Source organism: Streptomyces sp. NPDC093252 (assembly GCF_040683675.1).
GTDB lineage: Bacteria > Actinomycetota > Actinomycetes > Streptomycetales > Streptomycetaceae > Streptomyces.
On the sequence record NZ_JBFBEM010000008.1, the window covers coordinates 19,292 to 43,535 of the forward strand.

The following is a 24,244-nucleotide window of genomic DNA, read 5'->3' on the forward strand; positions in this document are numbered from 1 at the left end:
CGCGGGAGGTGCGGATGCCGGGCTTCACGCATCTGCACACCGTCTCCGGGTTCTCCCTGCGCCACGGCGCCTCGCACCCGGAGCGGCTGGCCGAGCGCGCCGCCGAGCGGGGCATGGACGCCCTCGCGCTCACCGACCGGGACACCGTCGCCGGGGCCGTGCGGTTCGCCAAGGCGTGCGCGAGGGAAGGGGTGCGCCCGCTGTTCGGCGCCGATCTGGCGGTGGGGGCGCCCGATCCGGCGGTGAGGCGGACCGGTTCACCGGGTTCGGGGGCGGGGGCGGGGCGATCGGGTTCGGGGGCGGGGCGGCCCGGTTCGGCGGTGGAGGGGCCCGGCTCGGGGGCAGGGGGGCCCGGTTCGGGTGCGGGCCGATCCGGTCCGGCGAGGGAGGGATCCGGTCCGGCGATCGAGGGATCCGGTCCGGCAGGGGGAGGAATCGATCCGGCGGCGGGCGGAACCGGCCCGGTGAGGGGCGGAACCGGCCGCGCGGCGGGAGGAACCGGCCAGATGGCGGGCGGAACCGGCTCGCTCGGCCACCACCCTCGGCGCCGTACCCCGGTCCGGGGCGGTGCCTTCCTCGACGAGTCGGCCCCCCGCGTCACCTTCCTCGCCCGGGACGGCGCGGCCGGCTGGGCGGATCTGTGCCGGCTGATCACCACCGCCCACCAGCACCCCGGCACCCCGCTGCTGCCCTGGTCCGGCAACCACGCCGACGGCCTCACCGTGCTGCTCGGCCCCGACTCCGACGTCGGCCGCGCCCTCGCCGCCGGCCGCCCGGACCGCGCGGCCCGGCTCCTCGTCCCCTGGCGCGAGGTCTACGGCGACGCCCTGCGCCTGGAGGCCGTCTGGCACGGCCGCGAGGGCGCCGGCCCCGGCTCCCTCCGGCTCGCCGCCCGCACCGTGGGCTTCGCCGCCGAACAGCGCGTCCGCCCCGTGCTCAGCAACGCCGTGCGGTACGCGGACCGCGGCATGGGCCCGGTCGCCGATGTGCTGGACGCGGCCCGCCGCCTCGTCCCCGTCGACCCCACCAGGGAGCTGGACTCCGGTGAGGCCTGGCTCAAGGGCGCCGACGCCATGCTGCGGGCCGCCGAACGGATCGTGGAGGCCGCCGGTTTCCGGCGCGACACCGCCCACCGGCTGCTGGAACAGACCCGGGCCACCGCCGCCGAGTGCCTGGTCGACCCCGAGGACGACCTCGGCCTGAACAGCGTGCACTTCCCCGAGCCGGGCCTGGTCGGCGCCGGTCGGCGCGACGCCGGGCGGGTGCTCGCCTCCCGGGCGGCGGCGGGCATGGTGCGCCGCGGCTACACCGGCCGCCGCGCCTACTGGGAGCGGATGCACGACGAGCTGGACATCATCGCCCACCACGGCTTCGCCACCTACTTCCTGACGGTCGCCCAGGTCGTCGACGACGTACGGGAGATGGGGGTCCGGGTCGCCGCGCGCGGCTCCGGCGCCGGTTCCCTGGTCAACCATCTGCTCGGCATCGCGCACGCCGACCCCGTCGAGCACGGGCTGCTGATGGAGCGGTTCCTGTCCAAGCGCCGCTTCGTGCTGCCGGACATCGACATCGACGTGGAGTCCGCGCGCCGCCTCGACGTCTACCGGCGGATCATCGACCGGTTCGGCGCCGAGCGGGTCGCGACGGTCGCGATGCCGGAGACCTACCGGGTGCGGCACGCGGTCCGGGACGTCGGCGCCGCCCTGTCCATGGACCCCGCCGACATCGACCGCATCGCCAAGTCCTTCCCGCACATCCGTGCCCGGGACGCCCGCGCCGCCCTGGACGAACTGCCCGAACTGCGCGAACTGGCGGCGGAGGTACGCCGTGAGGAGCGGCGCTACGGACGGTTCTGGGATCTGGTGGAGGCGCTCGACGCCCTGCCGCGCGGGATCGCCATGCACCCCTGCGGGGTCCTGCTCTCCGACGCCGGGCTGCGCTCCCGCGTCCCGGTGATGCCGACCAGCGGCGAGGGCTTTCCGATGGCCCAGTTCGACAAGGACGACGTGGACGACCTCGGGCTGCTCAAACTCGATGTGCTCGGGGTGCGGATGCAGTCGGCGATGGCCCACGCGGTCGCCGAGGTGGCGCGGGCGACGGGGGAGCGGATCGACCTGGACGCGGTGCGGGACGGCGATCCGGCGACGTACGCGCTGATCCGGTCGGCCGAGACGCTGGGGTGCTTCCAGGTCGAGTCGCCGGGGCAGCGGGATCTGGTGGGGCGGCTCCAGCCGGCCGACTTCGGTGATCTGGTCGTGGACATCTCCCTGTTCCGGCCCGGCCCGGTCGCCGCGGACATGGTGCGGCCGTTCATCGAGGCCCGGCACGGCCGGGCGCCGGTGCGGTATCCGCACCCGGATCTGGAGGGGCCGCTGAGGGAGACGTACGGGGTCGTCGTCTTCCATGAGCAGATCATCCATATCGTCCACACCATGACCGGCTGCGGGCTGGACGAGGCGGACCGGGTGCGGCGCGGGCTGTCCGACCCGGAGTCGCAGGGGCGGATCCGGGTGTGGTTCGCCCAGCACGCGGCGGTCCGGGGGTATGACGCAGAAACGATTCAGCAGACCTGGGAGATCGTGGCCGCGTTCGGGTCGTACGGCTTCTGCAAGGCGCACGCGGTGGCCTTCGCCGTACCGACGTACCAGTCGGCCTGGCTGAAGGCCCATCACCCGGCGGCCTTCTACGCCGGGCTGCTCACCCACGACCCCGGGATGTACCCCAAGCGGTTGCTGCTGGCGGACGCGCGGCGCAGGGGGGTGCGGGTGCTGGCGCTGGATGTGAACCGGTCGGGCGTCACCCATCGGATCGAACTGGTGTCTGATCCAGGGGGAGGGGCGAAAGGGGAATGGGGGCTGCGGCTCGCGCTCTGCGATGTGCACGGCATCAGCGGGGCCGAGGCCGCCCGGATCGCGGACGGACAGCCGTACGCCTCCCTGCTGGACTTCTGGGAACGGGCCCGCCCCAGCCGCCCGCTGGCCCAGCGGCTCGCCCAGGTCGGCGCGCTGGACGCGTTCGGCGCCAACCGGCGTGATCTGCAACTGCATCTGACCGAACTGCACCAGGGCGCGCGCGGCGCGGGCGGCGGACAGCTCCCCCTGTCCGGAGGGCGCCGCACCGCCTCCGCCGGGCTGCCCGACCTCACGCCGGCCGAACGGCTCAGCGCCGAGCTGGGGGTGCTGTCCATGGACACCTCGCGCCATCTGATGGACGACCACCGGGAGTTCCTGCGCGAGCTGGGGGTGGTGTCGGCCAAACGGCTGCGCGACGCCCGGCACGGGGAGAGCGTGCTGGTCGCGGGCGCCAAGGCGGCCACCCAGACCCCGCCGATCCGGTCCGGCAAACGGGTCATCTTCTCCACCCTGGACGACGGCACCGGCCTGGTCGACCTCGCCTTCTTCGACGACTCGCACGACGCCTGCGCGCACACCGTCTTCCACTCCTGGCTGCTGCTGGTGCGCGGGGTGGTGCAGCGGCGCGGCCCACGCAGCCTCAGCGTGGTCGGCGCCGCCGCGTGGAACCTCGCCGAGCTGATCGAACTGCGCGCGGAGGGCGGACTCGACCGGGTGGCGGCCCGGCTGGCGGAGGCGGGGGAGGGGGAGGGGCAGGGGGAAGGGGAGAAGCAGGGGGAAGGGGACCCCGCCCGGGGGCGCCGGATCCGGCTGCCCACCGGATACGAGCTGCATCCATGGGCCGATCTGCGTCCGGCGGGACAGGACCCCGCGCAGTTGAGGAAGTTGTGGCACCAGAGCCCGGGGAGTGCGGGATGACCATTCTGTGCGTACGTTTCCAGCCGCCGCGCGAGGACGCGGGGGCCGCGCCCGAGGGCGCCCTTCCGGGGCTGCTCGCCCTGCTGGAGGAGTTCACCCCGGTCGTCCAGGCCCTGCCGCCCGACGGGGCGCTGGCCGATCTGCGCGGCGCCGAACGGTACTTCGGGCGGAATGCGGTGCAGTTGGCGTCGGTGATCCGGGTCCGCGCCCTGGCCCGGTACGGCGTCGACTGCGTGACCGGCGCCGGGCCCGGCCCCCTGCTCGCCCGGCTCGCGCTGCGGACGGCCCGGCCGGGGGTGACCCGTGCGGTGCCCGGGGACCCGGACGGGATCGCGGAGTTCCTCGCCGGGCAGCCCGTCGGCGCGCTGCCCGGGGTGGGCGCCGCGACCGCCCGCACCCTGGGCGGGTACGGCCTCGACACCCTCGGCGCGGTCGCCGCCGCGCCCCTGTCCACGCTCCAGCGGCTGATCGGCGCGAAGGCCGGGCGTGTCCTGCACGAGCAGGCGAACGGGGTCGACCGGGGGCGGGTGGTGTCGACCGCCGTCTCCTCGTCGTCCCTGGTCGCCGAGCGCGCCTTCGACCGGGACGAACTCGATCCCGACCGGCACCGGCGGGCACTGCTCTCCGCCACCGGGGAACTGGGCGGCCGGCTGCGGGCGCTGGAGAAGATCTGCCGGGGGCTCACCCTCACCGTGCGGTACGCGGACCGGTCCGCGACCGTCCGGACCCGCACCCTGCACGAGCCGACCGCGCACTCCGCCGCGCTGGTGCAGGAGGTGTACCGGATGTACGAGGCGCTGGGGTTGCAGCGGGCGCGGGTGCGGGGGGTGGCGGTACGGGCGGAGGGGCTGGCCGCCCGGGAACGGGGGGCTCATCAGCTCAGCTTCGATCCCGTGGACGAGAAGGTGCGGAGGATCGAGGAGGTCGCGGATCGCGCGCGGGCGCGGTTCGGGGAGCGGGCGGTGATGCCGGGGAGGTTGGCGGCGTAGGGGGGTGTGGGGGGTGGGTTGCGGGGGTGGGTTTTTGGGTGCGGGTGGGTGTGGGTGGGTGCGAGTCGGTGCGGGTGGGTGCGGGTGGGTGGGGGCTGGTCGCGCAGTTCCTCGCGCCCCTGAAGGACGGGCGTCGAAGGACGGGCGTCAAAGGAAGTGCGTTGGCCCTGGCCGGTGTTCGTGAGGTTTTTTACTCGCCCGTAACTTCCCCCTTGAACTACTGGTCCGTAACTTGACGAGTGAACAGCATCCCGTGATCCGGATCACAGGGCGTAAGGCCATCGCAACTCCCTTGAGCCGCAAGGAGATCACTCGATGCTGCCCTGGAGAAGAGTGCTCGGACCGCTGGTGGCGCTGCTGCTGACCGGCGCGCTGGCCACCGTCCCCGCCGCCACCGCACAGGCCGCCGCACCCAGCGCGGGCTGGAACGACTACTCCTGTACACCGTCCGCCGCACATCCGCGCCCCGTCGTCCTGGTGCACGGCACCTTCGGCAACTCGGTCGACAACTGGCTCGGCCTCGCGCCCTATCTGACCCAGCGCGGCTACTGCGTCTTCTCGCTCGACTACGGCCAGCTCCCCGGCGTGCCGTTCTTCCACGGACTCGGCCCGATCGACAGGTCGGCAGAGCAACTCGACGCGTTTGTCGACAAGGTGCTCGCCGCGACCGGCGCCCGGGAGGTCGATGTCGTGGGGCACTCGCAGGGCGGCATGATGCCCCGGTACTACCTCAAGTTCCTCGGCGGGGCGGCCGAGGTGAACGCCCTCGTCGGCCTCGCCCCCGACAACCACGGCACCACCCTGTCCGGGCTCACGAAACTCCTGCCGTACTTCCCCGGCGCCGAGGACCTGATCGGCAGCGCCGCCCCGGCGCTCGCCGACCAGATCGCCGGCTCGCCCTTCCTCACCAGGCTGAACGCCGGGGGCGACACCGTGCCCGGGGTGGCCTACACCGTCATCGCCACCCGGTACGACCAGGTCGTCACCCCGTACCGCAGTGCCTTCCTGGACGGTCCGGGGGTGCGGAACGTGCTGCTCCAGGATCTGTGCCCGGTCGATCTGTCCGAGCATCTGGCGATCGGGCTGTTCGACCGGATCGCCTTCCACGAGGTGGCCAACGCCCTCGACCCGGCACGGGCCAGACCCACCACCTGCGCCTCGGCGTTCAGCTAAGACCGACCCGCGGGGGCAGGGGCAGGGGGTGGGGGTGGGGGTGGGTGTCCCGGGGCCCGGCCGGCCTGAGCCGCTGGCCGGGCCCCGGAGCACCGGGGTGCGGATCAGGCGCTGTTGCGTGCCCGGCGCCGCACCGAGGCGAACAGCGCGGCCGAGCCCAGCGCGAGGGCCGCCGCACCGCCGACCGCGATCATCGGGGTGGTGCTGTCACCGCCGGTCTCGGCGAGGTTGGCGCCCTCGTCGGCGCCGTCCGCCACCGGCTGGGCCGGGGCGCCGGCCGCCTTCGGGTCGTTGCCCGCGCCGGAGTCGGAGCCCGCGTCGGACCCGGAACCGGCCTCGGGGGTCGGGTCGGTGGTGGTGTTCGGGTCGTGGTCGCCGTGCCCGCCGTTCTCGACCGTCGACTGCTCGTTGCCGGCGTCGATCTGCTCCTCGGAGGGCGCGGAGGCGGTGGGCGCCGGGGTGCTGCTGCCGCCGCCGGACGTCCCGGAGGAACCGGAACCGCCGCTCGCGCCGCCGAAGGTGACGTCCGAGCAGGAGTAGAACGCCTCGGTGCTGTCCGAGCGCTGCCACACCGCGTACAGCACGTGCTTGCCGGACCGCTCGGGCAGGGTGCCGGTGAAGTTGTAGAAGCCGCCGTCCGAGCTGCGGGTGGTGGCGGTCGACGCGACCGGGTTGGCCAGATCCAGATCACTCCAGGCGAGCGCCTTGGACGGGTCGAAGCCGGGCTTGGTGAGGTACACCTTCATGGCGCCCTGGTGCGGGGCCGTCACCCGGAACTTGAAGTTGTACGAACCGGCCTGGACGCTGGTCGCGGGCCAGTCGGCGCGCGCCAGGTCCATCCCCTTGAAGGCGGGGTCGTTGGCGCTGCACAGCTTGCCGTCCGGGATCAGCTCCTGGTGGCGGCCGGCGGCGTTGCCGATGCGGATGCCGTTCCAGTCGTAGAGCGCCTGGGTGCCACCGGCCGCGACCGCCGCCTTGCAGGCCGCGGACGTGGGGTTCTCCGCCCCTTCGGCGAGACACTGCGAGACCCGGCTGACCGGGTTGCCCATCGAGCCGTGCGCGGCGGCGGGGGCGGTGGACAGCGCGGTCAGAGCGAGCGGGGCGATACCGACAGCCGCGACAGCGGCGGCCTTGCGGCGAACGGACATGGGGGCACTCCTCGTAGCGATGTAGCGGTCATTCGCGGGATCCCTGGGTGATCGGTGATCGGTGATCGGTGATCTGTGACCTGTGATCCGTGATCGTTGATCAGTGATCGTCGACTCCAGATCGGCTGTGGCGATCGATCCGTGATCCGTGATCGGCGATCGGCGATCTGTGATCCGTGATCGGTGATTCGAGATCGTGATCCCGTGGGGGCGATCCGAAGCTAGCCGCAAGAAACCGCCGGATCGGCTGCTGAGAGCGCGCTGAGGAGATCCTTATGCTCGCTTTAAGGGAGTGCTCAGGCTGGGCTGAGGTAGGTACGTTTTGAGCCATGGACGACACAGTGATCCGGCTCGCCACTCAGGAGGACATCGCCGCGGTGAAGGCGGTGACCGATGCCGCCTACCGGCGGTACATCGCCCGCATCGGGGTCGTACCGCAGCCCATGGAGGCGGACCACGCGGCCGAGGTGGCGGCGGGGCGGGTGTTCGTGACCGGTGTGCCGGTGACGGGACTCGTGGTCGTGCGGGCGTACCCCGACCACTTCTTCCTCGACAGCATCGCCGTGCACCCCGACGCGCACGGCCGGGGTGTGGGACGGCGGCTGCTGGAGTTCGTCGACGCGCGCGCCCGCGCGCTGGGCCTGCCCGAGGTGCGCCTCTACACCAACGCCCTGATGTGGGAGAACCAGGAGATCTACCCGCGGTTCGGCTACGAGATCGTGGAACGCCGCACGGACGGGCCCTACGACCGGATCCACTACCGCAAGCCGCTGGACTGAGCGGGACACGCCCTCGCGCGTGGGGGTCAGCCCTCCGGCCACCAGGTGCGGGCGATGTCCTCGCGCACTTCACGGCGGTCCGCGGGACGCTCCTCGCTCTTCTCGCGGAGCCGTCTGGCGTCGGTCTTCTTCAGGGGCTTCTGCACGGTCGCGCGGCGCATGGCTGCCTCCTTCAGTGCCTACCGGGTTCCGTGGCGGCACGGAGGTAGACCCTTTGGGGGAGAGTTCCTCATCCGTGCCGGTCTGTCAGTGGCGGACATCACGATTGAAATGTCCTTCGGGTCACATCGGGGCGCATGGGGCGCACTGGCGGATTCCCGGAACGGCGGGTGATCACGGTCGATTGTCAGTGCCGGGTGTCACTCTGGGTACATGACGAACGACAGCGACATCACGGTCCCCGGTACGGATGCCGGTCCCGGTCCTGGCCCTGGTGCCGGTGCGGTGGACTGGGACGCGGAGGCGGCCGGGTTCGACGCCGAGCCGGACCACGGGCTGCGCGATCCGGAGGTGCGGGCCGCCTGGGCGGCCCGGCTGCGCGGCTGGCTGCCGGCCCGCCCCGCCGATCTGCTCGACCTCGGCTGCGGCACGGGCAGTCTGGCGCTGCTCGCCGCCGAGCAGGGACACCGGGTCACCGGGGTCGACCGCTCCCCGGCCATGGTCGAGCGGGCCAGAGCCAAACTCGCCGGGCGGGACGCGGCCGTGCTCGTCGGCGACGCGGAGGCACCCCCGGTCGGCGAGGAGCGCTACGACGTCGTCCTTGTCCGGCATGTCCTGTGGGCGCTGCCCGACCCGGCCCGCGCCCTGCGCCGCTGGCGTGGGCTGCTGCGGCCCGGCGGCCGGCTGGTGCTGATCGAGGGCGTGTGGGGCGCGGTCGCCCCGGTGGGGATCCCCGCCGGGCGGCTGACCGGACTCCTCGCCCCGGCCGCGGCCGAACTGCGCACCGAGTCCCTGTCCGGCGAACCGGCGCTGTGGGGGCGGGAGGTGACCGACGAGCGGTATGCGGTGGTGGCGGTGGTGTGAGCCCCGGGGGGGGAGGAGGGGGCCGGGCCCTCGTCCCGGTGCCGCACCCCGGGGATCCGGACCCGGACCAGGGCCCTGCGCCGGCACCTACGTCAGCACCCGCGCCACCAGCTACGCCAGCAGCCTCCCGAACCCGTCCCCCCGCGCCCGCGCCAGCCCCTCCAACTCCTCCAGCGCCGCCACGGCCGCCGCCGCTGCCCCGGGGTCCCGGGCCGCGAGACCGCTCTCCGCGAACTCGTCCTCGTCCAGCCGCCGGACATCCGTGCCGTCCGCCGAGCGCCACAGGTCCAGGTCGAGATCCTCCACGGTCAGCTCACCGCCGGTGAGCACGGCCGGGCGGGTGATGTCGCAGTACCAGCCCTTCGGGACGCCGTCCGCGTCCCGGACCTCCTTCACCGCGTACCAGCGGTCGCGCCAGTAGTACTCGGTGAAGACATCGCCGGGTTCGAACCGGACGAACCCGAAGTCCCGTGCCGTGTCGCCCGCCCAGGGGGCGCGGACCGTGATCCGTACGCCGTCGTCGGCGAGGAGTGCGGCGGGGTAGCGGATCTTGGTGCGGCCCGCCTTGACCAGGACGACGTCCACGCCCGCCGGGGCGGCCGGGTCAGCCGAGGGTGCGGACATGGCGGACCTCCGTCGCGCAGATGGTGTAGCCGAACGCCTTGTTGATCGCGAGCATCGGCGCGTTGCCCGCGTCGTTGCCGGTGATCGCCTCGGTGCAGCCCGCGGCGCGCGCCCGGCGCAGCGAGTCGGTCTTGGCGAGCCTGGCCAGGCCCCGGCCGCGATGGGCGCGGGCGGTGCCGGTCATGGCGGAGCCGTAGCGTCCGGCGCCGTCGGTGTGGGCGGCGCTGAACGCGGCGGGTACGCCGTCGGCCAGGACGACCGTGGTGAGGGCGTGGTCGAGGAGGGGGTGGTGCCAGGTCTCGGTGAGCCACGCCGGGTAGTCGGTCAGTTCGGCGGTGATGTCGCCGGGTTCGTCCGAGGTGACCTCGGCGTCCAGGGCGAACAGGGGGCGGGGGTCGCCGGTGTAGTCGGTGCCGGTGCGCAGGGTCACGCCGGGCGGCAGGGGCGGGAGCGGGGGGAGGGTGCCGTCCGTCAGGTCCAGCCGGAGGAAGTGCCCGGAGCGGCTGGGGGTGTAGCCGTGCCGGGCCGCGAAGGCGCGGTGCTCGGGGCGGTCCAGGACCCAGGCGAACGCCTTGGTGGCGCCCACGGTCGCCAGATGCTCCTCGGCGGTGCGCAGCAGCAGCGAACCGGCGCCCCGGCCGGTGCGGTCGGGGCGGACATACACATGGAGGTAGCCATGGCCGGGCTCGGTGCTGTCCGGGGACAGCCCGGTCTCGGCGGTGCCGGTGATCTCGCCGTCCACCTCCGCCACCAGCAAGCGGTGGTGGGCGCCGGGGCGCTGACGGGTGAGGTCGTGGACCACCGACTCCGGGGTGGCCAGCAGATGGGGCAGGGCGCGCCGACGGGCCGCGCAGAAGCCCTCGGCGTCGGCCCGGACCCCGGGACGGATGTCACGTACGAGCACGGTCATGTGCGGGCACGCTACGGGGAGCGGGCATCGGGGCGCCTCCCCATTTCCGGGGGGCGGGGAGGGCGGCGGGTGGGGGAGAATCGCAGCGTGACCTTGAAGATCCGGATCGATGACAGCGCGCCGCCGTACGAGCAGGTGCGGGCGCAGATCTCCGCGCAGGCCCGGTCGGGGGTGCTGCCGGTCGGGTACCGGCTGCCGACGGTGCGGGGGCTCGCCGAGACGCTGGGCCTCGCGGCGAACACGGTGGCGAAGGCGTACCGGGCGCTGGAGACGGACGGGGTGATCGAGACCCGGGGGCGCAACGGCACGTTCGTCGCGGCGGCGGGCTCGGCGGCGGAACGGGAACTGGCGTCCGCCGCGCAGGCATACGCGCAACGAGCCCACCGCCTGGGCGTACCGGAGCCGGAGGCCCTGTCCGCGGCAAGAGAAGCCCTGCGGGCGGCTTACGGGGGGTGAGCGGCGGAGGCGGACGCGGACGCTGCCGGAGGGGGCCCACCCCCTGGGCGAAGCCCACCCCCCGAAGCCCACTCCTCTGGAGCGGCCCCCGGAGCGGCCCCCCTGGAGCGGCCCCTCCCCAGAGCGGCCCCCGTCCCCACCCCCTGAGCCGAGCCCGCCCCGCCCCTGAGCGGAAGCCCACCCTCCAGGCGGACCCGTCCCCACCCCCTGGGCGAAGCCCACCCCCTTGAGCCGAGCCCCCCTTGAGCCGAGCCCCCCTCGGCGAAGCCCACTCCCCGGGGCGAAGCCCACCCCACCCCACCTCCCCCAACCCGGAGCGCACTCCCAAGCCAAGCGCCCCCTACAAATACAACCCCGCCTCCGCCCCACCCCGAGGCTCCGGCAAGGACGTCGGAGAGGTACCGCGGCGCAGGGCGTACAGCTCTGCCAAAGTCGCGCCCTCGCGGCCGATGCCCTCCTCCGTGCCCAGCCAGGTGACCGCCTCCGGGCGGGTCAGGGCGCCGACCTCGATGCGGGCGAGGCAGCGGCCGGGGCGGACCACGGCGGGGTGCAGCCGCTCCAGGTCCTCGTTGGTGGTGACGCCGACCAGGACGTTGCGGCCCTGCCCGAGGAGCCCGTCGGTGAGATTGAGCAGGCGGGACAGGGCCTGGCCCGCCGTGTGCTTGGCCTCGCCGCGGATCAGTTCGTCGCAGTCCTCCAGCAGGAGCAGCCGCCAGCGGCCCTTGCCGGAGGCGTCCTCCTCGCCGATCGCGATGTCCATCAGATAGCCGACGTCGGAGAAGAGCCGCTCGGGGTCCAGGACGCAGTCCACCTGGCACCAGTCGCGCCAGGACCGGGCGAGGGTCCGCAGCGCCGAGGTCTTGCCGGTGCCCGGCGGGCCGTGCAGCAGGAGCAGCCGCCCGGCGATGTCCTCCGGCGTGGTCTTCATCAGACCGTCCATCGCGTCCGCGACCGGCGCGGTGTAGTTGGCCCGCACCTCGTCCCAGGTGCCGGCCGCGATCTGCCGGGTCGTGCGGTACGGGCCGCGCCGCGGGGACATGTACCAGAACCCCATCGTCACGTTCTCCGGCTGCGGCTCCGGTTCGTCCGCCGCCCCGTCCGTCGCCTCCTCCAGCACCTTCGCGGCGAGTTCGGCGGTGGTCGCGGTGACCGTGACATCGGCGCCCCGGTTCCAGCGGGAGATCAGCAGCGTCCAGCCGTCGCCCTCGGCGAGGGTGGCGCTGCGGTCGTCGTCGCGGGACAGGCGCAGCACCCGCGCGCCCGGCGGCAGCAGGGTCGCGCCGGAGCGCACGCGCTCGATGTTCGCCGCGTGCGCGTACGGCTGCTCGCCGGTCGCGAAACGGCCGAGGAACAGCAGGTCGACGACGTCGGACGGGGAGTCGGAGTCGTCGACGTTGAGCCGGAGCGGCGGCACGTCGTGCGGGAGGTCGGACATGTCGCCATGATCGGGCACGCGCGGCCGGTGCGCACCCGGTTTCCACCGGGTGGTCGCACGGTTACTGTTGGCCTCGATGGCACGTCATGGGGGGAGTCCCGGGGTACGGCGATGGCGGCTCGCCGCACTGCTCGGCGTCGGCGCCGCCACGGTCGCCCTGCTGCTGACCCTGGTCAACACCCTCCCCGGCGACGGCGGTTCGCCGTCCGGCACCACCCCCGACGGCGACAAGGTGCACGGCACCCCCGCCACCCCCGACGACAGCGGCCCCGATGCCGGCTGGGGCTTCACCCACACCCAGTTCAGCGCCGACGAGGGCTACCCGGCCGCCGTGTCCCGGGTCGAGGAGCGGCTCACCGGCACCGGCCTGCCGCAGAACCAGCACATCATGGGCTGGGGCGCCGACAACCCCGAGCCGTCCAAGGGCCGCTACGACTTCGCCGCCCTGGACCGCCGGATCGACTTCGCCCGCGCCACCGGCGCCACCCCCGTGATCACCCTGTGCTGCGCGCCCGACTGGATGAAGGGCGGCGAGCCCGGCACCACCGACTGGACCGCCCTGGAGACCGCCCCCGAGCCGGAGCACTTCGCCGACTTCGCGGCCCTCGCCGCGACCGTCGCCCGGCGCTACCCCGATGTCCGCCGCTTCATCGTCTGGAACGAGTTCAAGGGCTTCTGGAACGACACCGGGGCCCGCTGGGACTACGAGGGCTACACCGAGCTGTACAACCTGGTGTACCGGGCGCTCAAGGAGGTGAACGAGGACATCATGGTCGGCGGGCCGTATCTGGTGATGGACAGCGTCGACCCCCGGCAGACCGAGCTGGCCTCGCCCGACCTCAAGGGCCCCTGGGGCGCCGCCGACCAGCGCGTCCTGGACGCCTTCAACTACTGGAACGCGCACCGGACGGGCGCCGACTTCGTCGTGGTCGACGGCTCCAGCTACACCCGCGACGACGAGTTCGTGCCGGACGAGTTCGCCGCCACCGGCAAGTTCACCGACGTCAGCCGCTGGGTGCGCGACCGGACCGGGGACCTGCCGCTGTGGTGGGCGGAGTACTACGTCGAGACCGCCGACTCCAACGACGACCGCGAGGGCTGGTCCGAGCCCCACCGCACGGCCGTCCACGCCACCGGCCTGATCGCGCTCGCCCGCGGCGGCACCACCACCGGCTTCTACTGGAACCCGCAGCGCCGCACCGGCCCCGACTGCCCCGGCTGCCTCTGGACCCCCACCGACACCCCCGACGGCGGCGCCGCCCTGCCGATGTACGGGCTGCTGTCCCGCTTCTCCGCCGCCTTCCCGCCCGGCACCCGCTACGCGGACGTCCCCGTCACCGCCGGCGACCCGGCCGCCGTCCGGGTGCTCGCCTCCGCGGACACCCTCCTCGTGGTCAACACCCGCGACCGCCGGACCACGGTCGGGGTCGACGGCCGACGGCTCGCCCTGGCCGCGTACGAGGTGCGCTGGCTGGACCGCTGAGCCCTCTCCGTCGGCCTCACTTCATCGTCAGGAACCGCTGCGCCAGCGACGCGAGGAACACCGCCAGCAGCGGCAGCGAGAACCAGAAACTGCCCTGGAGCAGCCGCACCTGCCGCACACTCGGCCGCATCGCCACCCGCGCCACCTCACGCCCCGCCAGCAGCACGATCAGCGCCACCGCCGCCAGCGCCCCCACCACCGACCATGGCGTCCAGGTCACCCGCGGCCCGGCCGGACCGGGATCGGCCTCCGGCACCGGATCGGACGGCTGCTCCCGCAGGGCGTAGATCGTGACATCCCCGTTCACGAACGGCTTGGTCAGCTCCGGCCGCCGGTCCAGATTCTCGATCAGCCGCGCCTCCCACGTCAGTGGATAGCCCGAGTCCATCGTCAGATAGGTGACCTGACCGCGGTTCACCATCAGATACGAGTTCGGACCCGCGTCCCGCAGCGCCTTGACCAGGCCCGACACCAGCACCGGATCGGGCGGCGCGAGCGTCGGCACGTACTCCACCTTCTCCATGTCCCGCGCCCCCCACGGCATCGCGGGCGTGACGTTCTCGACCACGTCGTTGCTCAGCCACAGCAGCCGCAGCGTCGGCTCGTCGTGCGCGTACACGTACTCCATCGCGGCGACCTCGCCCGGCCTGATCCGTTCGAACGGCTCATTGCCCCAGCGGGCCACCAGGAAGCCGCCCATCAGCACCAGCCCGGCCAGCAGCGCGGCCAGCGGCGCCAGGCTCACCCCGTCCGCCGCCCGCTCCTTCGCGGTCGCGCCGGTCCGCGGGAACAGGGCGAGCGCGGCGAGCAGGGCCGCGCCGGGCAGCGCGAACATGAACACCCGCAGCGCCATCTCCCCGCCGTAGGACTGCATGCCGAAGCCGAGGAACGGGACGAGGGCGAGGACCGGCAGAACGCGTTCGCGGTAGCGGTGGAAGCGGCGCCGCCACCAGCCCCAGCAGGCGAACGCCATCACCCCGCCCGCCAGCAGCACCCGTCCGTACAGCACCAGGGTGTGGGTGGAGGAGCCGCCCTCGATCCGGCCGGAGACGGACGAGGAGACATTGCCGCCGACCCCGCCGATCCCGCCGAAGAGTTCGTCGAAGTGCCCCGACCAGTACGGTTCGGCCAGGAAGCCGATCCAGGCCGCGACCATCACCGTGCACAGCAGCGGCAGCCCGCGCAGCTCCGACTTGCCGATCAGCACCAGCGCCGCCAGCACCCCGAGCATCACGAACGGGGTGAGCTGATGCGCCGGGACGCTCGCCGCGAACAGGCCGATCACCACCAGCAGCAGCACCGTGCGCTGCCGCCGGCCCGCCGGTTCCACCTCCGTCTCGCCCGGCCGCACCCGGCCCCAGATGACATGCGGGGCGCGGAACCACACCAGCAGCAGCGCCACGAACACCAGATAGAGGAGGTAGGTGAAGCCCTGCGGGGAGAAGTAGTCCTGGCCGACCCAGGCGCTGAGCACGAACACCCAGATCCCGGTCCACCGCGCCCTCCAACTCGCCCGCAGCGCCCGGGTCAGCAGGAACATCGGCGCCAGATACAGCACCTGCATGGTCAGCGGCCACCAGCGGATCACCTCGGTGAGGTCGTCCACCCCGCACGCCTGCGCCACGAACGCCGCCGCCGCGAAGAACCCGGGCCAGCTCCACCGGGCGTCCAGATCGGGTACGGCCGTGCCGGTCCGGTCGATGTAGTCCAGGAAGCCGAGATGCTGCCACGCCGTCGCGAACCGGGGCTCGCTCTCGATCACCGCGGGCAGCGCGTGCAGCGACACGACGGTGGCCAGCAGCGTCACCAGCAGCAGCGCCCGGTGCTCCCGGTGCAGCCAGAGCAGCGAGGAGAACACCACCACCAGCAGGGCCGCGCCCGCCAGGGTCGGCACCGGCAGCACCGAGACCAGCCCCAGCCCGCCCATCGCGTCGAGATCGCTCTCGCCCAGCCGCCCGGCCGGGATCCAGTACAGCAGCAGGGCGACGGCCAGCAGCCCGCCGAGCGCCGCGCCGACGCGGGTGGGGCGAGCGGGGTGGAGGGGGCCGGGACGCCGTCCCGGGGACGGGGCCTTCCCGGACGGCCCCGAGGCCGCCTCCGGCGCCTGCGGAGCGCCGTGCGTCTCCGGCACCCCAGGTGCCCCAGGCACCCCCGGTACCCCCGGCGTCTGCGGAGCCCCCGCCTCCACCGCCCACGCCGGTCTCCGTACCACCGGCACCCCGGTGGCCGGTGTCCTCGGCACCGACACTCCGGTGGGCGGTGTCCCCGGCCCCGGCACCCCAGTAGCCGATGCCCCCGACCCCCCGGTAGCGGACATCCCCCCCACCACCACCCCCGTGGCCGGCGTCCCCGGCCCCGGCCTCACATCCGGCCGCCGTTCCACATGGTCGAAGTCGGCCGGGATGCCCAGCGCGAGCGTGTCCGCGTCCCGCGCCCAGGCCGGGCCCCGCCGCCGGCCGCCCGGCCGCGCCTCCCGGGTGCCCAGGTCGGCGAGGTCGCCGTCCGCCGCCACGGCGTCCCCCGCCACCGCGTCCCCCGTCACCGCGTCCCCCGCCCCGGTGCCACCGTCGCCCGGCACCGCCCGGATCGTCCGGTACAGCCGGGGCGCGGCGAGAGCCACGATCACCGCGAGGCTGCTGATCTCGGCGACCCCGGCGCCGACCAGCCCCATCCTCGGCAGCAGCACCAGCGTCAGCCCCAGCACCAGCGCGCACAGTAGCCCCTGGAGCCAGGCCAGTCCGGCGGTGCGGCTCTGCGCCCGCAGCACCGCGAAGTACGTCTCCATCACGACCCGCAGCACCGCGCCCACCGCGAACCAGCGCAGCAGCCCCGTCGCCGCGTCCGCGTACCCGGCGCCGAACACTGCCAGGATCCAGGGCGCCCCCACGAACAGCACCGCCGCCACCGGCAGCATGATCCGGGCCATCCGCCGCAGCGCCGCCCGGGTGTTGGCGGCGAGCCGGGCCGGGTCGTGCGAGCCCTCCACGGTGAGGGAGGCGCCCATGTTGATGGCGAGCAGGTTGACCGTGCCGCCGATGGTGGTGGCGATGTAGAAGTACGCGTTGTCGGCGGAGCCGACCTGGGCCGCCACGATCACCGGCACCGCGTAGACCACGGCCAGCGAGAACAGCGACCCGGTGTAGTCCCCGGCCAGGAACCGGCCCACCTCCCGCAGTGACGGCGGCCCCGCCCGCCCCTCGGTGGCCCTCACATGGCGTGGCACCAGCCGCCGGAACACCAGCCAGCCCAGCGGCAGCACCGAGAACGCGGTGGCCGCCACCCAGGACACGAACACCCCGGCGGTGGGCACCGCCGCCGCGAACGCCACCAGCAGCCCCAGCTTCACCGCCGAGAACACGGTGTTGCCGACCGGCACCCAGGTCGCGCTGCGCAGCCCGGTCAGCACCCCGTCCTGAAGGGTCAGCAGATTCCAGGACACCACCGCCACCACGAAGAACAGCGCGGGCAGCGGCCCGTCCAGAAAGCGGTACGACGGCCCCCACAGGTCCAGCGTCAGCAGGAACACCCCGGCCGCCGCCGCCACGACCAGCGAACTGCCCGCGTAGGTGCGGAGGATCAGCCGGCCGGTACCGCCCCCGGCGATCGGGATGAACCGGGCCAGCGCCCCGGTGAGGGTCACCGCGGTCAGCCCGGCCAGCAGCTTCATCGCGGCGATGGCGGCCGAGCCCTGCCCGACCGAGGACTCGTTGTAGTGGCGGGCCGCGGCCAGCCAGAAGCCCAGGCCCAGCACCGCGGAGATCCCGGTGTTGAGCATCAGGGCGTAGGCGTTGCGCAGCAGCGGGCTGCCGTCGTCGCCGGGGCGGCCGGGGCCGGGCAGCAGCCGCCGTCGGCGCGGCGGCGGACCCGTCGCCGCCCCGGCGGCGCCGCCGGTCCCGGCGCTCTCGGGGGTGGTGGTCGTCTTCGTGGTCGTGTCAGACACGGATTCGGGTGGCCTTCCGGCGGACCTGGCGGGCGCGGCGGACCAGGGCGTACCCCTTGGTCAGGGCGCGGTCCCGGACGAAGGTGCGGGCGATGGCACGGCCGCTGAGCAGCCGCTCGAACTCCTCGGCCCCGGTGCCGCGCCGCACGGTCACCCGGTGCAGCGCGTACGGGCCCTGCCGCCGGGCGGCGAGCGCGTTGCCGACGGCGAGCGCCTGGGTGTACCCGGTGGCCCGCACCTCCTCGCGCACCCGCCGGTCGGAGTAGCCGTACGGGTAGGCGAAGGAGGTGGGCCGGGCGCCGAGTTCGACGGTGACGACATCCTGGCAGCGGGTCAGCTCGGTGCGCAGGGCGTCGTCGTCCACCTGGTCGAGCTGGGGGTGGCTGTGGCTGTGGCCGCCGATCTCGACCCCGGCGGCGGCCAGCTCCCGGACCTGCGCCCAGTCCAGCATGGTGTCCGGCCCGCCCCCGGTGTCGTGGGGGCCGCGCAGCCAGCCGGTGGAGACGAACAGGGTGGCGGCGAAGCCGTGCCGGGCGAGCACCGGCAGGGCGTGCCGGTGCACCCCCTCGTAGCCGTCGTCGAAGGTGATCAGCACCGGCCGGGGCGGCAGCGGACGGCCGTCGCGCCACCGTTCGGCGAGTTCGGCGGTGGTCAGCGGGGTCATACCGAGCCCGGCGACCAGCCCCATCTGCGTGGCGAACGCCTCCGGCGCCACCGACAGCGCGCGGGTGGCCTCGCTGGGTCCGCCGGCGACCGAGTGGTACATCAGGATCGGGACGCGCACCTCAGCCACGACCGCCGCCCCCCTCGGCCCCGGGTCTCTCCCGCCGCCCCCCGACAGGGACCACCGCACCCGTGCTCTTCACCGTCTCCGTCACCGCATCCCCCTCGGCCGGTTCGATCCGCCCCGCCTCGAACGCCGTCCCGGCGCGCCGGGCGCGCACGCTCCCGACGACGTACCCACCGGCCGCGGTCAGCACGCCCGCGACGATCGCGCCCGCGCGCCCGGCGCCGCCCGGCCGGGCCAGCAGCGCGTCCCGCAGCCCGCGCGCCACCCCGGACGGCAGCACCCGGGTGGCGTACCGGCGTTCCGACTCCAGCCCCTTGGCGGCGCCGACACTGCGCGCCACCAGCGCCTTCGACAGGCCCTCGGCGTAGGTGCGGGTGCGGAAGTAGCCGAACCGCTCGCGCACCCCGGGCACCCGGTGGTGGATCACCGCCCGGTCGTCCAGCAGCAGCATCGCCTCCGGCACGGTGTGCGCGAGCCGGATGCACAGTTCCGTCTCCTCGCAGCCCAGCGGGCGTTTGTCGCCGTCGCGGCCGATGCCGGTGGCGAAGCCGCCCGCCGCGTCGAACGCGGTACGGCGGAAGGAGGCGTTGCCGCCGAGGACGTTGCGCACCCGGGCGACCCCGGCGGGCTGGCCCCGGTAGGTGCAGCCCACCACCCAGTCGAACTCCTCCGGGAACCAGACCGGGCGCCGCCCGGACGCCCAGAGCGGCTCGGTGCGCCCGCCGACCGCCATCACCCGGGGGTCGGCGTAGTGCCCGGCGAACCGCGCCAGCCAGTCCCGCTCGGCGACGGCGTCGTCGTCCAGGAAGGCGATCACCTCGCCCCGGGCGGCGGCGATCCCGGTGTTGCGGCCGGCCGACAACCCGCGCGGACCGGCGTTGGCGAGCACCCGCACCCCCGCGGTCTCCCGGAAGGCGCGGGCCAGCCGCTCCAGGAGCGCCGGGTTGTGGTCCACGACGAGCAGGGTCTCCAGGGCGGGCCGGGACTGCGCCCGGACCGAGTCGACCGCCGCGCGGATGTCGTCCCAGCGGTCCTCGGTGTAGACGCAGATGACGACGGAGATCGCGACGGAGGCGGCGACGGAGGCCGCGACGGGGCCTGCGGGACCGTTCAAGACGCCTCTCCCCGGACCGCGTCGAGCATGGGGGAGGGGCGGGCGGCCCGGCGGCGCAGCGCCCGCCGGTTGGAGCGCTCCGCCAGGATCACTCTGAGCACCCGCAGCCCGTCCCGGACGGCCCGCAGATTGCTGGTGCCGTGGATCCGCAGATACTCGTGGCTGGGGATCTCCTGGACTTTCAGACCCGCCTTGACCACCCGGATGTTCATCAGGGTCTCCACCTCGAAGCCGGTGCAGTCGAGGTCGATCCGGTCGAGGCAGTGCCGCCAGAACGCGTTGTATCCATAGCAGAGATCGGTGTAGCGGGCGCCGAACTTCCCGTTGACGACCGCGCACAGCGCGCGGTTGCCGAGGCGGCGGACGAGGGTCATGTCGTCGGTGCCGCCGCCGTTGGCGAACCGCGACCCCTTGGCGAAGTCGGCGCCGGAGACCAGCGCGGAGACATACGAGACGATCTCGCCGCCGTCGGCCGAGCCGTCCGCGTCGACCATCACGATGATGTCGCCGGTGCACGCCTCGAACCCGGTGATCAGCGCGTCCCCCTTGCCCCTGCCGCGCTGCTCGACGACCCGCACCCCGGGCCACAGCTCGCGGGCCACGTCGACGGTGCCGTCGGTGGAGTTGCCGTCGACCAGGACCACCTCATGGATCCAGCCGGGCAGGGACCGGAAGACATAGGGGAGGTTCTCCGCCTCGTTCATGGCGGGGATCACCACACTCACCGGTGGGGTGATCGCCAGATGGGAGGAGATCGGCCGGTAGGCGCGGGCGGCCGAGGCGCCCGGCGCGGCGGCGGTAGTGGTGGTGGAGTGCGCGACGGCGGCGTCGGTGATGGTGGCGTTGGCGACGGCGGCGTTCTTTATGGATGGATCGTCACCCGTGCTCACCGGGTGCAGTACAGAACTCATGGATCCGGTCCCTCTCGTCCGGTGGACCGCCCGCCCCGGGGCGGTCCGGCTCTGTATCCGGTTCGAAAGGGGGGTTCTCACCCGGGGCACAGCGCGGCTGACGCTCCGTGACCTCGGGTGAGCTGGCGAAACGCCGGATGCCCCATGGACGGCGTGGACGCCATGGCCATGGACGGCAGCCGGTCGCGCGGCTCGGCCCGGCGGCCGTGACGGCCCCCGGACACGGCACCCCCCTGCCGCGCTCCCGCTCCGGTATCTCCCGGGGTCCCTGAGCCCTCCCCTGGAGCCCCGGGATGATGGTCCGGTGCGGGTGAGTTGTATGACGGTATTGGTGATTGCGTATTTATGGAAGACCTACACCAGGTCTCACCTTTGGCTTACTTTGACCTGATCCTCCCTATCCCCTTCAGCAGACGATCGGCGGGTTCGAACAGCTCCGGCCGGGTCACCACCGCGTTGCGCAGGGCCCGTACCGGCGCACGCCGGGCCCGATGGCCGACCGCCACCGGGTGACGCCGGGTCACCCACCCCTCCGACACCTGGATGTCCCGGGTCTTCAGGGAGTCCTTGTACTCCTTCTGGCCCCGGCCGAGGTCCAGATGCCCGATCCCCTCGGCCGCCGCCCCCTCCGCCATCCGCAGATGCAGCACCAGCCCCGGCGAGTACTTCGCGAACGCCGGGTCGTACGCCGGGAACCAGCAGGCCAGCACCCGCCCGGTCCGCGGCCCGAAGTGCGCGGCGACCGGCCGGTCCCCGGCGTAGAGCACCGAGAGGAGCCCGCCGAACGCCGCCGAGCGGGTGTGGAAGAGCTGCTCCACCAGCCGCGTGATCCACTCCTGGGTGAACCGGTCGCTGCGGCCGGTCCTGCGGTACTGCGCCGACTTCCACGCCATCAGCGTGCGCAGCACCGCCGGATCGCGCTCGTCGTGGACGTACCGCACCTCGCCCGCCTCCCGCCCGAGCTTGCGCTCCTTGGCGAGGGTGGAGCGGGTGAACTTCGGCGACCTGGCCCGCAGCGCCGCCAGATACGCGTCGAAGCCCTGGTCGAGATCGATGACCGGGGACGGGAAGACTCCGGAGACCCCGGTCTCGAACGGGTGCTGGCCCGCCACCAGATGGTCGTACTCGAACACCGCGAGCCCGCAGGCCCGCAGCAGTTCCCGCGCGTCCCAGGTGAACCCCGGCCGGTGCACCACGCCCTGCGCGTCGGAGACCCCGAGCCCGACGGCCCGGCCGACACCCGCCGCCGTCCGCTGGAAGGGGAAGTAGGCGACCGGCTCGCCGCCCTCGCGGACCACCGCGATGCGCACCCCCCGTCTGCACCGGCCGACCGCGAGCGCGAACTCGGGGGCGAGGAAGGGATTGGCGAGGTCCGCCGCGCCGTGCGGCGGCGCCTGTGCCTGGAGCGCGGTCCAGGCGGCGCGGTCGGCGGCGGTCAGCTCACCCGGGCGGTACACATCGATGTCCACGTCAGGATTCCCGTCCTCGCACCGCGCGGCCCCGTCGGCGCCGGACCATCAGCACCAGCAGCAGCGTCCCGGCGCTGAACGCCGCCACGGCCGCGGTCCCCCCGGCCGCCGACCAGCGGTTCAGGGCCAGCATCCCCTGGGCGATCAGCATGTCGGCCACGACCGCGCCCGCCAGCGAGGCGACCCCCCGGGCGAACGGGTCGAGCCCGGACAGCGCGGCGCCGATCGCGGCGGCCGGGGCGGCGAGCAGGAAGAACAGCGTGAACGGCGCGCGCAGCGGCGAGTCGGAGCCGGTCAGCGCCAGTACGGCGCCGATCCCCGCGACGGCCGTGGCGGCACCCGCGAGCAGCGGCGACAGGTCCCTCCCCGGCCCACCTGTTGTATGCGACCTGCCTGATGCCTCAGATGTGCCAGATCTATCTGATCTATCTGATGTATCTGATCTATCTGATGTGTCCGTTGCGGTCGTCTCGCTGTCTAAGCCCTGCATTGGCGACTTTGCCCCCCGAAGCGCCGGATGCCGGGCTTCAATGTCGCGCAGCGCTCGGGGGGCCGTCAAGATGCGGAGCCCGGTCACCGGGGCGTGCGGGAGCGGGCTCCCCGGGGCGGCGTGAGCTGCTCCGGGGAACCCGCCGGTCATACCGGGCGCACGGGGCGCACCGCCCTGGTCCCGCCTACGGGACGGGGGAGTGCACCGCCCCGGTCCCGCTTACGGGACGATCTTCAGCAGCCGGTTCGGGGACCCGGTGCCGGGGCTCGTCACCTTGCTCGGGGTGGAGCCGTTCACCAGCGCCGTGGCCACCTGGGCGGGCGTGGAGCCGGGGTGGCCCGCGAGGTAGATCGCCGCCGCGCCGGCCACGTGCGGGGTCGCCATCGACGTACCGGAGATGGTGCTGGTCGCCGTGTCGCTGGTGTGCCAGCCGGCCGTGATGGAGGAGCCGGGGGCGAAGAGGTCCAGCACCGTGCCGTAGTTGGAGTAGCTGGCGCGGGCGTCGGTGCTGGTGGTGGCGCCGACCGTGATGCCCTCGGTGACCCGCGCGGGCGAGTACGAACCGGCGTTGAGGTTGCTGTTGCCCGCCGCGATGGCGTAGGTGACGCCGGACGCGATGGAGTTGCGCACGGCGGTGTCCAGGGTGGCGGAGGCGCCGCCGCCCAGCGAGAGGTTGGCGACCGAGGGGCCGGAGTGGTTGCGGGTCACCCAGTCGATGCCCGCGATGACCCCGGCCGTGGTGCCGGAACCGGCGTTGTCCAGCACCCGCACCGCGACGATCCGCGCGCTCTTGGCGACGCCGTAGGTGGTGCCCGCGATGGTGGTGGCCACATGGGTGCCGTGGCCGTTGCCGTCCGCGGCGACGGTGTCGCCGTCGATCGCGTCGTAGCCGTAGCTGGCCCGCCCGGCGATCTGCTGGTGGGTGATCCGCACGCCGGTGTCGATGACGTACGCGGTGACGCCGCTGCCCGCGCTGTCCGGGTAGGTGTAGGTGCCGCTCAGCGGCAGCGAGGTCTGGTCGATCCGGTCCAGGCCCCAGGGGGCGTTGGTCTGGGTGGCGTCGACCGTGACGGTCTGGTTCTGCTCGACGGCGGCGACCGCCGGGTCGGCGGCGAGTCTGGCGGCCTCGTCGGCGGAGAGGGTGGCGGTGTAGCCGTTCAGCGCGGAGCCGAACGTCTTGTCGACCTTGCCGCCGTACTCGCCGATCAGGCCCTTGCCGGTGCGGGAGGACGCCTTGAAGCCCGCGTCCTTCTTGAGGGTGACGATGTAGCTGTCCTTGACGGCGGTGGGGGAGCCTGCCGCGAGGACCTTGCCCTTGGCCGGTGCGGCCTGGGCCGGTATCGCGGTGAGCCCGCCGACGAGGGCCGCTGTGGTCATGGCGGTGATCGCGGCGAGCTTCACCTTGGTGCTGCGCAGGTGTGCCATTACGAGGGAGTCCTCCTGTTGGCGGCGCGCGCCCCGGATGGGGGCGCACGGCTGTGGGGGGCGCGCGCGTCTTCGCGCGCACAACCCTGGAACGTTGCGTTCCGCTCCGGGGGCTGCGATACAGCCTGTGCCCTCCACCCGCGTAGATCAAGGGTGTTGAGGACCTGTCAACAAACGTGACATGAGCACGTAATCAAGTGGTGAAGACCTGTCAGGAGTTGTGGTGGATCTCGGGTGAATGTCTGTAATTCTTGGCATGCACACTTCCAGTCAACGCGCGTAGTGGGTATGCCTGGTGCAGCAGAGATCCTGCTA

General features: G+C 73.6%; 19 protein-coding genes. 7 read left to right on the top strand and 12 right to left on the bottom strand.

Annotation, left to right across the window (positions count from 1 at the left end):
- The first annotated feature begins 14 nt into the window (after positions 1–14).
- The 3 genes from dnaE (at position 15) to AB0O01_RS17880 (ending at position 5,932) form a co-directional block, all read left to right on the top strand.
- Positions 15–3,770: a DNA polymerase III subunit alpha gene (dnaE, locus tag AB0O01_RS17870; protein WP_365314452.1), complete on the top strand. Its 3,756-nt coding sequence runs from the start codon at positions 15–17 to the stop codon at positions 3,768–3,770.
- Positions 3,767–4,759 (top strand): hypothetical protein, encoded by a 993-nt coding sequence (locus AB0O01_RS17875; RefSeq protein WP_365314453.1) that lies wholly within the window; start codon positions 3,767–3,769, stop codon positions 4,757–4,759. Before dnaE ends, AB0O01_RS17875 begins: the two co-directional genes overlap by 4 nt.
- A 315-nt stretch (positions 4,760–5,074) precedes the next feature.
- Entirely contained in the window at positions 5,075–5,932 is an 858-nt protein-coding gene (locus tag AB0O01_RS17880; RefSeq protein WP_365314454.1) for an alpha/beta fold hydrolase, read from the top strand.
- A 104-nt stretch (positions 5,933–6,036) separates the two neighbouring features.
- Here the strand turns inward: AB0O01_RS17880 and AB0O01_RS17885 are convergent, their stop codons facing one another.
- On the bottom strand, positions 6,037–7,080 hold the full coding sequence (locus tag AB0O01_RS17885; RefSeq protein WP_365314455.1) for a lytic polysaccharide monooxygenase: 1,044 nt from the start codon (positions 7,078–7,080) through the stop codon (positions 6,037–6,039).
- Positions 7,081–7,409: 329 nt separating this feature from the next.
- Here AB0O01_RS17885 and AB0O01_RS17890 point away from each other — a divergent pair, with 329 nt between their 5' ends.
- The gene (locus AB0O01_RS17890; protein ID WP_365314456.1) at positions 7,410–7,859 is read left to right on the top strand and encodes a GNAT family N-acetyltransferase; all 450 of its coding nucleotides are present in this window, start codon (positions 7,410–7,412) and stop codon (positions 7,857–7,859) included.
- 26 nt (positions 7,860–7,885) lie between these two features.
- Here the strand turns inward: AB0O01_RS17890 and AB0O01_RS17895 are convergent, their stop codons facing one another.
- Positions 7,886–8,020, bottom strand: coding sequence for a hypothetical protein (locus AB0O01_RS17895; RefSeq protein ID WP_365314457.1), 135 nt, complete (start codon positions 8,018–8,020; stop codon positions 7,886–7,888).
- A 211-nt stretch (positions 8,021–8,231) separates the two neighbouring features.
- Here AB0O01_RS17895 and AB0O01_RS17900 point away from each other — a divergent pair, with 211 nt between their 5' ends.
- Complete coding sequence (locus AB0O01_RS17900; RefSeq protein ID WP_365314458.1) at positions 8,232–8,882, top strand: class I SAM-dependent methyltransferase; 651 nt, start codon at positions 8,232–8,234, stop codon at positions 8,880–8,882.
- A 111-nt stretch (positions 8,883–8,993) separates the two neighbouring features.
- Here AB0O01_RS17900 and AB0O01_RS17905 read toward each other — a convergent pair whose 3' ends face one another.
- Positions 8,994–9,506: a DUF402 domain-containing protein gene (locus AB0O01_RS17905; RefSeq protein ID WP_365314459.1), complete on the bottom strand. Its 513-nt coding sequence runs from the start codon at positions 9,504–9,506 to the stop codon at positions 8,994–8,996.
- Entirely contained in the window at positions 9,487–10,416 is a 930-nt protein-coding gene (locus tag AB0O01_RS17910) for a GNAT family N-acetyltransferase (RefSeq protein WP_365314461.1), read from the bottom strand. Before AB0O01_RS17910 ends, AB0O01_RS17905 begins: the two co-directional genes overlap by 20 nt.
- A gap of 87 nt (positions 10,417–10,503) precedes the next feature.
- Between AB0O01_RS17910 and AB0O01_RS17915 the strand changes: the two genes are divergently transcribed.
- The gene (locus AB0O01_RS17915; protein ID WP_365314462.1) at positions 10,504–10,872 is read left to right on the top strand and encodes a GntR family transcriptional regulator; all 369 of its coding nucleotides are present in this window, start codon (positions 10,504–10,506) and stop codon (positions 10,870–10,872) included.
- A 340-nt stretch (positions 10,873–11,212) separates the two neighbouring features.
- On the opposite strand, the gene AB0O01_RS17920 is transcribed toward AB0O01_RS17915, so the two are convergent.
- On the bottom strand, positions 11,213–12,307 hold the full coding sequence (locus AB0O01_RS17920; protein ID WP_365314464.1) for a DUF5925 domain-containing protein: 1,095 nt from the start codon (positions 12,305–12,307) through the stop codon (positions 11,213–11,215).
- Positions 12,308–12,383: 76 nt separating this feature from the next.
- On the opposite strand from AB0O01_RS17920, the gene AB0O01_RS17925 reads away from it, so the two are divergent.
- A complete protein-coding gene (locus AB0O01_RS17925; protein WP_365314466.1) occupies positions 12,384–13,790 on the top strand; it encodes a xylan 1,4-beta-xylosidase in 1,407 nt (468 codons plus the stop codon).
- Positions 13,791–13,806: 16 nt separating this feature from the next.
- Here the strand turns inward: AB0O01_RS17925 and AB0O01_RS17930 are convergent, their stop codons facing one another.
- From AB0O01_RS17930 to AB0O01_RS17960, 7 genes are all read right to left on the bottom strand, one after another.
- Positions 13,807–17,730: a lipopolysaccharide biosynthesis protein gene (locus AB0O01_RS17930; protein ID WP_365314468.1), complete on the bottom strand. Its 3,924-nt coding sequence runs from the start codon at positions 17,728–17,730 to the stop codon at positions 13,807–13,809.
- Positions 17,723–18,523, bottom strand: coding sequence for a polysaccharide deacetylase family protein (locus AB0O01_RS17935; RefSeq protein WP_365314470.1), 801 nt, complete (start codon positions 18,521–18,523; stop codon positions 17,723–17,725). The genes AB0O01_RS17930 and AB0O01_RS17935 overlap by 8 nt, the downstream gene beginning before the upstream one ends.
- Positions 18,516–19,634 (bottom strand): glycosyltransferase family 2 protein, encoded by a 1,119-nt coding sequence (locus AB0O01_RS17940; protein WP_365314471.1) that lies wholly within the window; start codon positions 19,632–19,634, stop codon positions 18,516–18,518. Before AB0O01_RS17940 ends, AB0O01_RS17935 begins: the two co-directional genes overlap by 8 nt.
- Positions 19,631–20,545 carry a glycosyltransferase family 2 protein gene (locus AB0O01_RS17945; RefSeq protein ID WP_365314473.1) on the bottom strand — a complete coding sequence of 305 codons (915 nt, stop codon included), beginning with the start codon at positions 20,543–20,545 and terminating at the stop codon, positions 19,631–19,633. The genes AB0O01_RS17940 and AB0O01_RS17945 overlap by 4 nt, the downstream gene beginning before the upstream one ends.
- Before the next feature lie 377 nt (positions 20,546–20,922).
- Positions 20,923–22,014 (bottom strand): GNAT family N-acetyltransferase, encoded by a 1,092-nt coding sequence (locus tag AB0O01_RS17950; RefSeq protein ID WP_365314474.1) that lies wholly within the window; start codon positions 22,012–22,014, stop codon positions 20,923–20,925.
- A gap of 1 nt (position 22,015) precedes the next feature.
- A complete protein-coding gene (locus AB0O01_RS17955; RefSeq protein WP_365314476.1) occupies positions 22,016–22,504 on the bottom strand; it encodes a hypothetical protein in 489 nt (162 codons plus the stop codon).
- 219 nt (positions 22,505–22,723) lie between these two features.
- The gene (locus AB0O01_RS17960) at positions 22,724–23,929 is read right to left on the bottom strand and encodes a S8 family peptidase (protein ID WP_365314477.1); all 1,206 of its coding nucleotides are present in this window, start codon (positions 23,927–23,929) and stop codon (positions 22,724–22,726) included.
- Between the last annotated feature and the right edge of the window lie 315 nt (positions 23,930–24,244).

Excerpts from the sequence above, each read along its gene's own strand:
- AB0O01_RS17910 (WP_365314461.1), bottom strand. The coding sequence starts at position 10,416 with ATGACCGTGCTCGTACGTGACATCCGTCCCGGGGTCCGGGCCGACGCC.
- AB0O01_RS17960 (WP_365314477.1), bottom strand. The coding sequence starts at position 23,929 with ATGGCACACCTGCGCAGCACCAAGGTGAAGCTCGCCGCGATCACCGCC.
- AB0O01_RS17890 (WP_365314456.1), top strand. The coding sequence starts at position 7,410 with ATGGACGACACAGTGATCCGGCTCGCCACTCAGGAGGACATCGCCGCG.
- AB0O01_RS17880 (WP_365314454.1), top strand. The coding sequence starts at position 5,075 with ATGCTGCCCTGGAGAAGAGTGCTCGGACCGCTGGTGGCGCTGCTGCTG.
- AB0O01_RS17895 (WP_365314457.1), bottom strand. The coding sequence starts at position 8,020 with ATGCGCCGCGCGACCGTGCAGAAGCCCCTGAAGAAGACCGACGCCAGA.
- dnaE (WP_365314452.1), top strand. The coding sequence starts at position 15 with ATGCCGGGCTTCACGCATCTGCACACCGTCTCCGGGTTCTCCCTGCGC.
- AB0O01_RS17925 (WP_365314466.1), top strand. The coding sequence starts at position 12,384 with ATGGCACGTCATGGGGGGAGTCCCGGGGTACGGCGATGGCGGCTCGCC.
- AB0O01_RS17885 (WP_365314455.1), bottom strand. The coding sequence starts at position 7,080 with ATGTCCGTTCGCCGCAAGGCCGCCGCTGTCGCGGCTGTCGGTATCGCC.
- AB0O01_RS17945 (WP_365314473.1), bottom strand. The coding sequence starts at position 20,545 with ATGAGTTCTGTACTGCACCCGGTGAGCACGGGTGACGATCCATCCATA.
- AB0O01_RS17955 (WP_365314476.1), bottom strand. The coding sequence starts at position 22,504 with ATGCAGGGCTTAGACAGCGAGACGACCGCAACGGACACATCAGATAGA.
- AB0O01_RS17905 (WP_365314459.1), bottom strand. The coding sequence starts at position 9,506 with ATGTCCGCACCCTCGGCTGACCCGGCCGCCCCGGCGGGCGTGGACGTC.
- AB0O01_RS17900 (WP_365314458.1), top strand. The coding sequence starts at position 8,232 with ATGACGAACGACAGCGACATCACGGTCCCCGGTACGGATGCCGGTCCC.
- AB0O01_RS17875 (WP_365314453.1), top strand. The coding sequence starts at position 3,767 with ATGACCATTCTGTGCGTACGTTTCCAGCCGCCGCGCGAGGACGCGGGG.
- AB0O01_RS17920 (WP_365314464.1), bottom strand. The coding sequence starts at position 12,307 with ATGTCCGACCTCCCGCACGACGTGCCGCCGCTCCGGCTCAACGTCGAC.